11 protein-coding genes are annotated in these 14429 nt (G+C 65.0%); 4 read left to right on the forward strand and 7 right to left on the reverse strand.

Features of this window, described 5'->3' with window-relative positions; genetic code table 11:
- Positions 1–49: 49 nt before the first annotated feature.
- The 4 genes from cydC to DOM33_RS02335 form a co-directional block, all read right to left on the reverse strand.
- A complete protein-coding gene (cydC, locus tag DOM33_RS02320; RefSeq protein ID WP_239495232.1) occupies positions 50–1801 on the reverse strand; it encodes a thiol reductant ABC exporter subunit CydC in 1752 nt (583 codons plus the stop codon).
- Between the two features lie 71 nt (positions 1802–1872).
- Positions 1873–3606 carry a thiol reductant ABC exporter subunit CydD gene (gene cydD / locus DOM33_RS02325; protein ID WP_110665467.1) on the reverse strand — a complete coding sequence of 578 codons (1734 nt, stop codon included), beginning with the start codon at positions 3604–3606 and terminating at the stop codon, positions 1873–1875.
- Complete coding sequence (gene cydB / locus DOM33_RS02330) at positions 3603–4604, reverse strand: cytochrome d ubiquinol oxidase subunit II (RefSeq protein WP_110665469.1); 1002 nt, start codon at positions 4602–4604, stop codon at positions 3603–3605. Before cydB ends, cydD begins: the two co-directional genes overlap by 4 nt.
- 3 nt (positions 4605–4607) lie before the next feature.
- Complete coding sequence (locus DOM33_RS02335) at positions 4608–6020, reverse strand: cytochrome ubiquinol oxidase subunit I (RefSeq protein WP_110665471.1); 1413 nt, start codon at positions 6018–6020, stop codon at positions 4608–4610.
- 581 nt (positions 6021–6601) lie between these two features.
- Here DOM33_RS02335 and DOM33_RS02340 point away from each other — a divergent pair.
- Positions 6602–7885: a multidrug effflux MFS transporter gene (locus DOM33_RS02340; RefSeq protein ID WP_204352588.1), complete on the forward strand. Its 1284-nt coding sequence runs from the start codon at positions 6602–6604 to the stop codon at positions 7883–7885.
- A gap of 65 nt (positions 7886–7950) precedes the next feature.
- Here DOM33_RS02340 and DOM33_RS02345 read toward each other — a convergent pair whose 3' ends face one another.
- A complete protein-coding gene (locus DOM33_RS02345; RefSeq protein WP_110665473.1) occupies positions 7951–8943 on the reverse strand; it encodes a calcium/sodium antiporter in 993 nt (330 codons plus the stop codon).
- A 356-nt stretch (positions 8944–9299) separates the two neighbouring features.
- Here DOM33_RS02345 and DOM33_RS02350 point away from each other — a divergent pair, with 356 nt between their 5' ends.
- From DOM33_RS02350 to DOM33_RS02360, 3 genes are read left to right on the forward strand one after another with little or no spacing between them, the layout of a single operon-like run.
- Complete coding sequence (locus DOM33_RS02350; RefSeq protein ID WP_420820177.1) at positions 9300–10673, forward strand: PqiA/YebS family transporter subunit; 1374 nt, start codon at positions 9300–9302, stop codon at positions 10671–10673.
- Positions 10666–12363 (forward strand): intermembrane transport protein PqiB, encoded by a 1698-nt coding sequence (gene pqiB / locus DOM33_RS02355; protein ID WP_110665476.1) that lies wholly within the window; start codon positions 10666–10668, stop codon positions 12361–12363. The genes DOM33_RS02350 and pqiB overlap by 8 nt, the downstream gene beginning before the upstream one ends.
- Positions 12360–12962, forward strand: a complete 603-nt coding sequence (locus tag DOM33_RS02360; protein WP_239495233.1) for a PqiC family protein — start codon at positions 12360–12362, stop codon at positions 12960–12962. The genes pqiB and DOM33_RS02360 overlap by 4 nt, the downstream gene beginning before the upstream one ends.
- Before the next feature lie 199 nt (positions 12963–13161).
- Here DOM33_RS02360 and DOM33_RS02365 read toward each other — a convergent pair whose 3' ends face one another.
- Complete coding sequence (locus tag DOM33_RS02365; protein ID WP_110665478.1) at positions 13162–13860, reverse strand: RNA polymerase sigma factor FliA; 699 nt, start codon at positions 13858–13860, stop codon at positions 13162–13164.
- Between the two features lie 152 nt (positions 13861–14012).
- Positions 14013–14429, reverse strand: coding sequence for a flagellar protein FlhE (locus DOM33_RS02370; RefSeq protein ID WP_162617865.1), 417 nt, complete (start codon positions 14427–14429; stop codon positions 14013–14015).

Genomic DNA, 14429 nt, shown 5'->3' on the forward strand with positions numbered 1-14429 from the left:
CAGTAATGTCGACACTATTGGCAGAATGTCTACGTTATTGGCTAACGTCCTACTCGACCGGCGTCAGACGGGTCTGCCCCGCGGCCGAGACGTCCAGGCGCAGATAGCGGTCGCAGCGCGGCAGCGCCTCGAAGGCGTGCCCCAGCGCCAACAGCGTTCTGCTGCCCAACCAGGTCTCCAGCTCACGCTTGATGGCGTTGGCGGTCTCGGCGTCCAGCCCGCTCAGCGGCTCGTCGAGAATCACCAGCGGCGAGTCGCGCAGCATCACCCGAGCGAGCGCCACACGCCGCGCCTGTCCCCCGGAGAGCTGCCGGCCCTGCTCACCCACCCAGGTCTCCAGACCCTCGGGTAGCGAATTCGCCCACGCCGTCAGCGAGACGCGATCCAGCGCCGCCAGAAGCGCGGCGTCGTCGGCGTCGGGATCGCCCAGTCGCAGGTTCGCCGCGAGCGTGTCATGAAAGAGTTCGCTGCGCTGCGTCAGATAGCCGATGCGCGCCCGAGACGAGGCGGCCTCACTGGTGGCCGAATCGCTGTCATTGATCGCGTGATCGTCGAGCATTACGTCCCCATGCGAAGGGGGCAGCAGACCCACGGCGAGCTCGGCGAGGGTCGACTTGCCGATGCCGGAAGGCCCGATGATGCCGACCCGTTTGCCGGGGGCGATGGCGAGCGTGAGCCCGGCGAGCACCACGCGGGCGTCACGCGTGACATCCACCTTCTGATAGCGCAGTGCGGGCGCTGCCCCGCTCGGCCCGGCGGAATCGCCATCAACGTCCGGCGCCGCGTCCCGCTCGGTGGCCACCGGCGCCTGCTGATTGAGCCGCTCGGCGGCCCGCACCGTCGCCCCCAACTGGCCGAAAGCCATCGGCAAGCTGCCGAGCCCTTCTCCCATCGCCAGCGTTCCCAGTGCGAGCATCACCATGACCGGCCCCGTGACGACCCCATCGCGAAACGCCACGGCGGCGAGCAGCAGTACCGCGAGCACGGTGAGCTGAATGGTCAGCGTGACGACGGCATTGCTGACCGCCAGACGTCGTCCGAGCGTCCGCTGGTCTTGCGTCAGCGCGGCCTCCTCCTCCTGCCAGAGCCGACGATGCCGCTCGACGGCGCGATAGGCGAGCAGCTCCGGGAGCCCCTCGACCTGCTCGATCGCCCGTCCCCGTAGCCGCTCCTGTCGATCCATCCGGCGATGGCTCGGCCGCCAGCCCCAGATCGCACACCCCAGCGTCCCTCCCAACCAGAGCGGCACGAGAACGACGGCGAGCGTCCACCCTGCCACCGGTAGGAAATGCCCGGCGAAGAGCGCGAAGCCGGCGATGCCGACCAGCGCGACGAGCGGCGGCGCCAGCAGGCGAAGATAGAGCGAGTCCAGCGTGTCGATGTCCGCCGTCAGCCGGTTGAGCCACTGTGAAGCGCGACTGCGCGAGAGCGTGGCGGCGTCCAGCTTCAGCAGCCCGGCGAAGACCCGGGCGCGTAGATCCGCCAGCAGCCGCAGAACGGTATCGTGATTGTAGAGTCGTTCGAGATAGCGGCTCACCGTGCGCGAGACCGCAAAAAAGCGTATGCCGCTCCCCGGCGTGAAGACGTCGAGATAGCCCGCCGCGGTCAGGGCCGTCATCGCGGTGGCGGTGATGAACCAGCCGGAGAGCGACAGCAGTCCCAAGGCACTCACGAACGTCGCAAGCATCAGCATCGCGCCGATGAACAGCCGCCCCCGGCGCTCACCGATGACGCCGATCCAGTGTTCGAGCGAACGAAGCGCCGTGAACGCTCCCGTGGCGGACCGCTGTGATGGTGGCACCGAGTCAGTTCGATACTGCCCCGTTCGGTGATGACTCGTTTTCCGCTGAGTCGTATGACGATGGCGCCGCATCAGAACACCTCCTCGTCGTGAAAGACGTCGAGGGCGACTGTCTCACCCGGCCCGACGCTTCGTAGTCCGCCATGCTCGATGGCGACGACCCGATTCGCCATCGCCATGATCGCCGGGTGGTGCGTCGCCACGACAAGCGTACGCCCCGCCGCCACGAGTCGCTGCAGCCCGGCGATCACTTCACGCTCCGTCACCGGGTCGAGTGCCGCCGTGGGTTCGTCCAACAGCAGCAGTGGCGCCGGTGACAGGAAGAGCCGCGCCAGCGCCAGACGCTGCCCTTCACCGCCGGAGAGACCGACACCCCGTTCGCCAAGCGGCGTCTCCAGCCCCTGCGCCGAGGCGTTCAGCCATTTGCCGAGCCCCGCCTGCTGAAGCGCCTCGCCAAGCTCGGCGTCATTGGCGTCGGGGGCGACCAGGCGCAGATTGTCGGCGAGCGTGCCGTGAACGATCAGCGCGCGCTGATCCATCCACCCCACGCTCGGCGCTCGGCGGACGGCCAGTACGCCGGCAGCCGGGGCGATGAAACCGGCCATCAGCTGCAGCAGGCTCGACTTGCCGCTCCCCGAGGCACCGACCAGGGCAACCACTTCACCCCGTCTCACGCTGAGCGATAGCGGTCCGAGCAGTCGTTCCCGCCCTGCATGGGCGATCTCTACCCGCTCGCATCGCAGCACTTCGTCATCGGCGAGCCCCCGCGCGGACTCGCTCTCGGGCGTGAGCGCATCGCCCTCGGCGAGCAGTGCCTGCAGCCCGTCGGCGGCACCGAGCGCCGAGGCGCGATCATGGTAGTGCTGGGAGAGCGTGCGCAGCGGCTGGAAGAACTCCGGTGCCAGCAGCAGGATGAACAGCCCGGTGAAGAGATCGAGCGATCCCGACGGCCCGTAGCCGATGTAACCGAGCAGACCGAGGCCGATGTAGATCGCGACCACGGCCACCGAGACGGCAGCAAAGAATTCGAGGACCGCCGAGGAGAGAAACGCTACCCGCAACGTCTTGAGGCTGCGCCGCCGGTAATCGTGAGCGACCGCTTCCACCTCGGCGACGCTGCGCTCGCCGAGCCCGAAGAGCTTGAGCGTGGTGATGCCGCGCACCCGATCGAGAAAGTGTCCGGAGAGACGCGTCACCGCCTGGAACTGCGCCTCGTTCAAACGCTGCGCGCCCATGCCGATCAGCGCCATGAAAAGCGGAATCAGCGGCGCGGCGACGAGCAGCCACACCCCCGCCAGCCAGTCGAGCCAGAACACCGCAGCGAGGTAGATCAGCGGAACCAGCAGCGAAAGCCACATCTGCGGAAGAAAACGCGCGTAGTAGCCCTCCAGCGACTCCACCTGATCCACGACCTGACTCGCCAGCCCTGCACTGTGTCGCGAGGCGAGACGAACCGGGCCGAGCGCCGCCAGCGTTTCGAGCAGCCGTTGGCGAACGTGCTGCTTCACCCGCAGACCGCACTCCTGACCGCAGCGCTCCTGCCCCGCCTGGGCGACTGCTCGCACAACGATGGCCACGACGATGATCCCGATACCACTGACGGTCTGCTCGAGCGGCACGCCGTGAGTGATCAGGCGATCGACGGTCCAGGCGAGCGCTCCCATCTGGACGAGCGTTGCCAGGCCCACGATCACCCCGCAGCCAACCGCCCCGCGAAACCAACGCTCCACGCCCCGGGTCTGGCGGTTGAGCCACGCCCGCGAGGGATTCGCGGGGCGGCGACGCCGGGTGGCCTCAGCGCTCAATGATAGCCCTCACCGACGCGGACCTTGCCCCGGAACACCCAGTAGGACCAGGCGGTATAGGCCAGCACGATAGGCAGCACGAAGAGCACGCCGATCAGCAGGAAGAACTGCGACTCCGGTGCGGAGGCGGCGTCCCAAAGGGTGTACTCCGGCGGCACCACATAGGGCCAGCGACTGACGATCAGCCCCAGGTAGGTGAAGAGGAAAAGCCCCAGCGTGAGCAGAAATGCCGATCCCTCGCGCCCGTGCCGATTGGCGAGAAAGATGCCGAGTGCGCAGAGCAGCGCGGCGAACGGCAGCAGCCAGATGACATCGAGGTTATCGAACCAGCGTGCCGACACGCCGGCATCGATCCACGGCGTCCAGAGGCTGACGATCGCAAAGACCGCCAGCACGCCGACCAGCAGCTTGGGCACCAGACCGCGCGCCCACTCCCTAACGTGGCCTTCAGATTTCAGCACCAGCCAGGTGGCGCCGAGCAGCATGTAACCCACCACCAGCCCGAGCCCCGTGAGAATCGTGAAGGGTGTGAGCCAGTCGAAGGCACCGCCGGTATAGACGCCGTCTGCGGTTTCGAAGCCCTGGATATAGGCCCCGACCACGCACCCTTGAGCGAAGGCGGCGACGAAGGAGCCCCCGGCGAAAGCCCGGTTCCACCAGTGCCGGGTGCGTCGCGACTTGAAGCGAAACTCGAATGCCACGCCGCGAAAGATCAGCCCGGCCAGCATCAGAAAGACGCCGATATAGAGCGCTGGCAACAGAATGGTGTAGACCAGCGGGAAGGCGGCGACGAGCCCCGCGCCGCCAAGCACCAGCCAGGTCTCGTTGCCGTCCCAGACCGGGGCAATGGAGTTCATCATCACGTCGCGGGCGTCTTCGTCCGGCGCGAAGGGAAAGAGAATTCCCAGACCCAGGTCGAAGCCGTCCATCAGGACATACATGATCACCCCCACGGCGATGATGATGGCCCATATTAGAGAAAGATCGAACATTTCCATGGCTCAGCTCCTGGACGACGAGAGGCTGCCGTCGAACGGCACGTGGGTGGCGGAGAAAGGACGCGCAGGACGATCGACGTCGACCATCTCCTCATCGGCATCGAGGGGTTCGAGGCCCTGACGTACCACCTTGAACAGGTAGTAGACGCCGGCATAGAAGATCACCGCGTAGACCGCGACGTAGCCGATCAGCGTCGCCAGTACCATGCCGCCGGTGAGGGACGGCGTGACGGCGTCGCCGTAGGGCATGATGCCGTAGACCAGCCAGGGCGAGCGGCCGATCTCGGTGACGAACCAACCCGCGGTGACGGCGAGGAACGGAGACAGGCTCATCGCCTGCAGGCCGTGCAGGAACCAGCGTGAGGTGTAGAGACGTCCGCCGCGGCGTAGCAAGAGGCCGATCACCGAGAAAGCGATCATCAGCATGCCGAGCGCCACCATCACGCGAAAACTGTAGAAGACCATCCACACCGGCGGCTGCTCGCTCTCCGGCACCCGATCCAGCCCCGGGACGATGCCGTCGGCAGCGTGGCGCAGCACCAGGCTCGCGCCATTGGGAATCCCGATCTCCATGCGGTTGGCCTGGAGATCGCGATCCGGGAGTGCGAAGAGAAGCAGCGGGACGTTCGGACCGGTTTCCCAGTTGCCTTCCATCGCCGCCAGCTTCGCCGGCTGATGCTCCAGCGTGTTCAGCCCGTGCTCGTCGCCGATCCACGCCTGCAGCGGGGTGAGAATCAACAGCAGCCACATCGTCATCGACAGCGCACGCTTGTGGACCTCGACGTCGCGACCGCGCAATAGAAACCAGGCGCTGACACCGCAGACGACGAAGCCGCCGGTCAGAAACGCCGCCATCGCCATGTGCATGAAGCGATACGGGAAGGATGCGGTGAACATAGCGTCGCTCCAGGAGACGACGTGCACCACCCCATCACGAATCTCGACCCCGGCTGGCGTCTGCATCCAGCTATTGGTCACCAGAATCCAGAACGCCGACACGAACGTCCCCAACGCCACCATGAGTGCGGCGAAGAAGTGCACCGACGGCGAGACGCGGTGGCGGCCGAAGAGCAGCACGCCGAGAAAGCCCGCTTCGAGAAAGAACGCCGTGATGACCTCGTAGCTGAGCATCGGTCCGACGAAGTTCGCCGCGAACTGGACGAAGTTGCTCCAGTTGGTGCCGAACTGAAACGCCATGACGATACCCGAGACCACTCCCATGCCGAATACTACGGCGAAGATCTTGGTCCAGAAGTAACCCAGGCGATCCCAGACGTTGTTGCCGGTCGCCACGAAGAGGCCCTGCAACAACGCGATATACGACGCGAGTCCTATCGTGAATACCGGAAATATCGCATGGAAAGTCACCACGAAAGCGAACTGCAATCGTGACAGGAGAATCGGATCTAACGCCATGGCTGGCTCCTCGAATGCGACTTGCCGCCCCCGGATCTAGCCCCCGTCCGTTCGACGACGCCTCGGTGAAATCCCGGCCGTCGAGCACGCGCTGCGACGACGAAAAGCCCTCTATTGCTGGCTCTCATAGCGAGATGGCCGTTGCAGCCATCCCACCTCGATCATCATAAGCAGCGCCTGAAGGCCGGCTCTAGTGCCCAAATGTCGCAGGGGGATGCGAGGGCGGCAGGAGTGTCGCAGTCGATGAATTGATCGGTAATATTCGACGGTATCCCGGCCCAATGAATTCAAGCGTTTCGGCGTATCAGGGCCATTAAAGCTAAGAAGAATGAGAGATTTTAGTGCGGTTGCCCTGCGACAAAATGCCGGTTTTCCGCCGCGTTTTTCGTCTGCCGTGTACTTGCACGATACGCTGCCGCCTCCCTGGCAATACCGCTTTGGTCAACTGTCAGCGAACGAGGAAGTCGCGTAAGCTAATAATGACTAGCCCGCTATCGTTCACGCCGGTTCGCCATCCCATCAATGTCGCCGCACCCTCTGGCCTTTCATGGACGCGTCGGCACGCAACTCGGCATCTGCCATTGGGCATTCACCCGTGCGTTCATCTCTTCGAGGAGACCCCGATCCGCCCTCGCCGCCCTTCTCGCTCGCTGGCAGCGCAGCGCTATGACGATGCGCCTGAGACGCCTGCGCTGTGGATGCTGGTCCTGATCACGCTGGCCGGTACGCTCGCCATGCATATCTTCGTGCCAGCGCTTCCCGTCGCGGGTGAGGCACTCATGGCCGACAGCGGGATCATGCAGCTCACCATCAGTCTTTACATTCTCGGTCTCGCGATCGGCCAGCTATTCTACGGCCCGCTTTCCGACGCACTCGGCCGGCGACCGGCACTCATGCTGGGCATGGTGATCTACACCGCGGCGGGGCTCGTCGCCTGGCAGGCGCAAACCGTCGAGACGCTAATCGCCGCGCGTTTTTTCCAGGCCTTTGGCGGCTGCGCCGGTCTTGCACTGGGGCGGGCGATGATTCGCGATACCGCCGCCCCGGACCGCGCCGTGCAGACGTTGTCGGTACTCAACCTGGTGGTGGCGATTGGCCCGGCGCTGGCGCCGCTGGTGGGGACGGTGCTGGCCGACGTGCTGGGGTGGCGCTCGATTCTACTGGCGCTCTGTGTGATGGGGCTGGGAAACCTGCTGTTCGTCTGGCGCTGGCTGCCGGAGACTGCACGACCGAGCGGGCGAATCGATACCCACGTGCTCGCCATCGAGTACCGCACGCTACTCCGTTCGCCGGCCTTCATCGGCTATGCCGTCGGCGGGGGCTGCGTCACGACGGCGATGTTCGCCTTCGTCGCCTCGGCGCCCTTCATCTTCGAGCAGCTCGACGCGCCCACCAATCACGTCGCCTTCTACCTGTCGCTGCTGATTCTGAGCATCTCGCTGGGCAATCTGGTCACCAACCGTACGATTCAGCGCGTGGGGATGGTCAGACTGATGCTGACGGCGAGCTGGCTGAGCCTGGTCGGCTCGTGTGCGATGGTCGTCATCGTGCTGGCGGGCTGGGCCTCCCCGGTGACGCTCGAAGCGGCGATGCTGCTGTTCACCTTTGGGGTCGGCATGACCGGCCCCACGGCGCTGACGCTGGCGGTCGGCGTCAATCCGCGCGTGATCGGATCGGCCGCGGGGCTTTACGGTTTCTCCCAGATGGCGATCGGCGCACTGTGTACGACCCTGGCCGGCCTCGGCACGAATCCGGCGCTAGCGGCGGCGAGCGTGCTGCTCGTCGCCGCCCTCATCGGCCAGCTGGCGCTGAGAACCGGGTTACGCTTCGACGCCAACGCCCGCGGCAGTGCCGCAGGCCGCTAGGCAACGACGACGCGAGACGCTAGGCAACGACGACGCGGGACGCTAGGCAACGACGACGCGGGACGCTAGGCAACGACGACGCTGCTGACCAGCCAAGCGGTATAGCCGATGAAGCTCGCCAGCAGCACGCCGCCCTCGATACGGTTGATCCGTCCGGCGCCTTTGACCCCGATTCCGAATACCAGCAGCGCCAGTGTCAGTGCCGCCATGACAGGCCAGTCCCGCGCCAGTACGGCCGGGTCGACATCGATGGGATGGATGACGCCCGCCAGCCCCACCACCGCCAGCGTGTTGAAAAGGTTGGAGCCGACGACGTTACCCAGCACCAGATCGTGCTCGTTCTTGCGCACTGCCGAGATCGACGAGGCGAGTTCCGGCAGCGAGGTACCGATGGCGACCACGGTCAAGCCAATCACCAGATCACTCACGCCCAGCGACTCGGCGATCCACACGGCCCCCCATACCAGTAGCCGCGAACTGACGATCAGCATCACCAGACCGATCACGGTCCAGACGATACCGCGCGTCAGCGACATCGTCTCTTCGCCCGTCCGCTGTCCGACGTCGGCGGCCAACGCATCGTGATTCCTGCCCGCGCGATCCCCGCTCTGGCGTCGGGACAAGACGATACTCATCGCGAGCACGAGGGCGAGGACACCGAGCATCAGGAGCGCATCGAGACGCGAGACCGCGCCGTCATACAGTACCCACAGCGAGAGCAGTGTGACGCCTGCCAGAATGGGCAGCTCGCGCCGAACCACCTGTGAGTGCACGGCTAGCGGACTCATCAACGCCACGAGCCCGACGATCAGGGCGATGTTGGTGATGTTCGAACCGTAGGCGTTGCCGAGCGCCAATCCCGGATTGCCTTGACCCGCGGCGAGCGCCGACACCATCAGTTCCGGCGCCGACGTGCCAAAGCCGATGACCAGCATGCCGATCAGTAACGGAGAGAGCCCGAGACGGGTCGCAGTGGCCGCCGCGCCGTCGACGAATCGGTCGGCACTCCAGACCAGTACGATGAGTCCGACCAGAATGGCCGTGATTGCCATGAGCACGCTGACGTCTCCTTGTCGATGAAACAGAGTTAGGTGCGGGTTCCCGCGGGCAAAAGCGCCAATCCCGTCGGGCGTTGTGATCGCGCCCATGGGGCCCTCGGCGCACTTCGAGCATAGTGCCTCGAACCCGGCCAGCACTGTAGTGACGTTTCCCCGCTGGGTCCGATGGCAACCGATCATGACGATCGGCCACGCGGGCGCATCCGCTGAGGCGGTCTCGGCGTAATCCGCGCATCGGGTAAAGGCCAGGAACCGCGTCCGACACCCGCCGAGTCGTCTGCGCGGGAAACATGCAAGAGTGTATGGGCTCAGCTACCATGGCGCTCTGGAAGTCCTGCTTTTTCAAGGAAGCTCGCTTGCCCCCATCCGCTGACAGTACGACCGATCGAGTGCCCTCTTCGGCCGACGGTACCATTCCCCGCACGCGGCGAAGACTGCGCGCCTGCCAGGAGTGTGACCTGCTGGTGGCACTGCCGCCGCTGCGCCCGCACGAGTGCGCGAAGTGTCCGCGCTGCGAGCACACGTTGAGCTATCGGCACTACCGACCGGCGGAGCGTAGCCTGGCACTGGCGATCACGGCGCTCATGGCGCTGGCGGCGTCGGTGAGCTTCCCGTTCATCCGCTTCGAGGCGCGCGGGATCAGCAACTCGATACAGCTGACCGACACCGCCAGCAGCATGATCAATTTCCAGGAGCCGTTCGTGGGTATCCTGGTACTGCTGACGATCGTGGTCCTGCCGATCTTCTTTCTGTGTGCGGTCATCTGGCTGCAGATCGGCCTGCTACGCCGCGCACCGCTTCCGCGCAGCCGCCAGATCGCCCGGGCACTTTCGCACCTCGCCCCCTGGATGATGGCGGACGTCTTCGTCATCGGCGCGCTGGTGAGCCTGATCAAGATCGCCGGGATGGCCTCGGTGGAGCTTGGTTTCTCGTTCTGGTCGTTTTGCGCGTTCGCGCTCCTGCTGCTCTGGACGACCCGTTCGCTGGATACCGATTGGATGTGGTTCTCGCTGGAGAGCGAGCCGCTGGCGCCGGAAGGGTGTGAAACCGGCCGTCCGGCGGCGGAACAGGGTGTCACGGGCTGCCCGACCTGCGGACTGGTCAATCGACTCAGTCATTTCGGCCGCGGGCGCTGTCAGCGTTGCCGCGAACCGCTACGCTTTCGCGCCCCGCACAGCGTGCAGCGAACCTGGGCGCTCCTGGCGGCAGCCGTCATTTTCTACATCCCCGCGAACGTCTATCCCATCATGAACACCGCGTCCTTGGGCGATGAATCGGCGTCCACCATCGTCGGCGGGGTTCTGATCTTCTTGAGCCACGGTGACTGGCCGATCGCCCTGATCATCTTCACCGCCAGCGTGGTCGTGCCGATTGGCAAGATGATCTCGCTGAGCTGGCTTTGCATCGTGGTCAAACGTCGCGAGGCGACGGACCGACGCGACAAGCGGCTCAAGCTCTATCGCATCACCGAGCTCATCGGCCGCTGGTCGATGATCGACGTGTTCGTGGTGGCGATTCTGGTCGCGCTGGTCCACGCCGGTTCGCTGCTGTCCATCACCCCGGGCCCCGGCGCGCTCGCGTTCGCCGCCGTCGTGATCATCACCATGCTGGCAGCCAACAGTTTCGACGCCCGATTGATCTGGGACACCCGCGACATGCAGCCGAAGATGCCCGTTGCGCTCAAGCGCCACTCGCCCTACTCCCCCGTCAAGGAATCCGAGGATGTCTGACTCGAAGACACCTGATACAGCCACGAGCGACTCGTCCAATAACCGCTCGATGCAGCGTGCCAAGCGCCTGTCCCGATCCCGCCTGTCGCCGATCTGGATTGTGCCCCTGCTCGCCGCGCTGATCGGGGCCTGGATGGTCTGGGACAACTTCTCGAGCCGGGGGCCGCTGATCCATCTCAACATGGATAGCGCCGAGGGTATCGAAGCCGGCAAGACGCTGATCAAGACGCGCAACGTCGAGGTCGGCCACGTCGAAGCGGTACGCCTCTCCGACGATCTTTCGCACACGGTGGTCACGGCACGCATGGCGAGCGATGCCGAGCGGATGCTCAACGAGGATTCCCGCTTCTGGGTGGTCAAGCCGCGCATCGGCCGCGAAGGCATCAGCGGTTTGAATACCGTTCTCTCCGGGGCCTATATCCAGCTCGCGCCGGGTAGCGCGGAAGCCTTCCAGGAAACGTTCGACGTCCTGGAACAGCCGCCGGTCGCACCGCCGGACGCGCCGGGGCTGCGCATCAACCTGGTCAGCCAGGTCGGAAACTCGCTCAGCGCCGGCGACCCGGTGACGTATCAGGGTTATACCGTAGGCCGCGTCGAGAGCACCGAGTTCGACCCCGAGGACAAGGAGATGCGCCATCGCATCTTCATTCAGGCGCCTTACGACACGCTGGTATCCGACACCACCCGGTTCTGGAGCTCTTCGGGCATCGATCTTCAGCTCAACTCCGAGGGCGTCAACGTCAATCTCGACTCTTTCGAGACGTTGATCAGCGGCGGCGTGACCTTCGGCGTGCCGGAGGACATCTCGCCGGGCAAACCGGCCAAGCAGAACACGACCTACACGCTCTACAACAACGAAGAGAGTGCCCGCGAAGGGACCTACGATCAGTACATCGAATACGTGCTGCTGGTCGACGACACCGTGCGCGGTCTCAGTCGCGGCGCCCCGGTGGAGTACCGCGGCGTGCGTCTGGGCACGGTCGTTGCCGTGCCCTGGCACTTCACGGCACCGCAGCCGGACACGTTGACCCAGTTCGCCATCCCGGTCCTGATTCGTATCGAGCCCCAGCGGCTCGAGAGCGGCGCCAACGTCGACGACAACGTCAACGACGAGGACGTGCATGATCGGTTCGAGCGCATGTTCAAGGAGTACGGACTGCGGGCGACGCTCAAGGCCGGCAATCTGTTGACCGGCGCACTCTTCGTCGATCTCAATTTCAATGAAGAGGTCGAACCCTACGAAGCGCTCCAGTTCGACGGCAAGAACGTCTTTCCGACCATATCGGGCGGTTTCGCCCAGATCGAACAGAAGGTGTCCAGTCTGCTCGACAAGCTCAACGGTCTTGAGGTCGAGCCGATTCTCACCGGCCTGAACGATACACTGCAGACGTCGCAGCAGACGCTGGAACAGGTGCGCGAGATCTCCGAGTCGATCAACTCGCTCGTCTCCGACCCTGCGACCCAGTCACTGCCGGGCAGCGTCAACGACACGCTCGAAGAGCTGCAGCGAACGCTCAACGGCTTCTCGTCGGGCTCCAGCGGGTACCGCCAGCTCAACGACACGCTCGAGCAGCTCGAAACGTTGATGCGCGACCTCCAACCGGTGGCACGCACGCTGAGCGAAAAACCCAACGCGCTGATCTTCGACCGCGAAGTTCAGACCGATCCCATGCCGAGGGCCTCGCAATGATGAGATCGACCGTCTGGCGGCGCACCCGTGCCGCCATGCTTCTCGCCGGCACAGCGCTGGCGCTGACTGGCTGTGCCGGCCAAGCGACTCCCTCGAGCCGCTACACGCTGCCGGAGGCGCCATCGGCGACCTCGGCCGCCAGCGTACGGGCCGACGGTGCGTCGCTGGTCGTCCGCCCGGTTCAGGTGGCGAGCTACCTGAATCAGGAGGGAATCGTCATGCAGCTGAGCGATATCGAGCTCAACGCTGCCAATCAGAATCTCTGGGCGGAAGCCTTGGGCAGACAGCTGACTCGGCGCCTGGGCCAGGCGCTCTCAGATCGACTCGGGGATACCACGGTCGTCTCGACCGGTCAGTCCGTACCCGGCGCGCCACAGCTCGACGTCAGCGTCGAGAGCTTTCAGGGCCGCTATGACGGTCAGGCCGTCGCCGCCGGCGAATGGCAACTCTTCGATGGCGACCGATTGATCCTGCAGCGTGATTTCAGCGTGACGCAGCCGTTGACCGAGGATGGGTACCCGGCACTGGTGCGCACTCTAGGACAGGCATGGGGGGAGGTAGCCGATCAGATCGCAGACGGTGTGTCTCGGGAACGCTGATCCACGAAGATCCACTACACACGGCGGTAATATCGCGCCGACAAAGGCGCGGCCATCGTCATCGGAGTGAACGGTAACGAGACGGTCGCAAGCGTAAGAGCCATGGCCGCACGTCGATCGCTCGGCGTTGCGGCCACGTTATTGAGAGGAACGCGCGGTTCTGGCGGAAAGGAGCTCTCGGCGGTGCCGATCGGGGAATTCAGGCAGTCAGACGTGCCCGCAGTCGGGCAACGGCCTGGCTGTGTAGCTGGCATACCCGCGATTCGCTCACGCCCAGCACCGCGCCGATCTCCTTGAGGTTGAGCTCTTCCTGATAGTAGAGGCCCAGCAGGAGTTTCTCGCGCTCTGGCAAGGCATCGATCGCTTTCATCAGGTGGGCGCGGTTGTCGCCGTCCATCAGGGCTTCCAACGGGGATGGCGGACCGCCTTCGCTCACCGCGCCGACACCGTTCTCGCTATCGCTTTCGTCGTAGTTGAGCAGAAAGCCGTTGTTCGCGTCCGCGAGCAGCTTGTGGTACTCGGCCTGCGAGATACCCATCTCGGCGGCGATCTCGCGCTCGTCCGGGGCGCGCCCCAGCTCCTGTTCGAGACGGCGCACCGCCTGATCGAGCGATCGAGCGCTGCGCCGCACGCTCCTTGGCATCCAGTCGCGACTTCTCAGCTCGTCGATCATCGCCCCGCGAATACGCTGATTGGCGTAGGTCGAGAACATGGCGCCGTGGGCGTCGTCGTACCGGCCCATGGCATCGAGTAGACCCAGCATCCCCGCCTGTATCAGATCGTCGAGTTCGACGCTCGCCGGTAGCCGAACCTGCAAGGAAAGCGCGTGACGCCTGACCATCGGCATGTATTGCTCAATCAATGCACGCTGATCGACTTTGCCCTGTGCCGTATACATCGAATCGCCTCATGTCGTGTCGAAGTCGTCCCAACGGACCACTGCCATGCCACCCATTATGCGCAGTCTCGGTCATCGCAAGCGGTCGAGTTCTCGCCGTGAAGACCCGCATTTTGGCTTTTTGACGTCGCCCGCTAGTGCCGGGCGGCGTATCAGTCTTCGTAGTCGACGATCACCTGCGCTCGGCTCACGCTTGCGCTGCCCGAGGCGCCCTGGGTCGCCGGATACCAGAATCGAAAACGGAGATCCGTCGTGACCGAATGCCCCGAGAACTGCGGTGTCGAGCCCTGGGCTGCGGGTAGCGCCACGCAGAGACTCGCGTGACAGAGCCACGCCTGCAGCGGGACATCCGCCCCCTCGACGGCGAACGACCAGTGCACCGTCGTGATCCTGCCTTGCTCGATGTGTTCGGGCTTGTCGAGCGGTCGGTCTCGTAGCGGGGTCTCGCTCGCGGCGACGGTCTGACGCGACAGCGATGCCACCCAGCTCCCCGCGGCCGCTTGCACCGCACCCGCGCCCATCGATGAGAGGCCAAGCGCGACACCTGCGAGCGCGACGACTCGGCTCAA

Source organism: Salinicola halophilus (genome assembly GCF_003206155.1).
In the GTDB taxonomy this organism is placed as follows: domain Bacteria; phylum Pseudomonadota; class Gammaproteobacteria; order Pseudomonadales; family Halomonadaceae; genus Salinicola; species Salinicola halophilus.

Coding starts and splice junctions, on each gene's coding strand:
- cydB (WP_110665469.1), bottom strand. CDS start 4,604: ATGGAAATGTTCGATCTTTCTCTAATATGGGCCATCATCATCGCCGTG.
- DOM33_RS02335 (WP_110665471.1), bottom strand. CDS start 6,020: ATGGCGTTAGATCCGATTCTCCTGTCACGATTGCAGTTCGCTTTCGTG.
- pqiB (WP_110665476.1), top strand. CDS start 10,666: ATGTCTGACTCGAAGACACCTGATACAGCCACGAGCGACTCGTCCAAT.
- DOM33_RS02360 (WP_239495233.1), top strand. CDS start 12,360: ATGATGAGATCGACCGTCTGGCGGCGCACCCGTGCCGCCATGCTTCTC.
- DOM33_RS02365 (WP_110665478.1), bottom strand. CDS start 13,860: ATGTATACGGCACAGGGCAAAGTCGATCAGCGTGCATTGATTGAGCAA.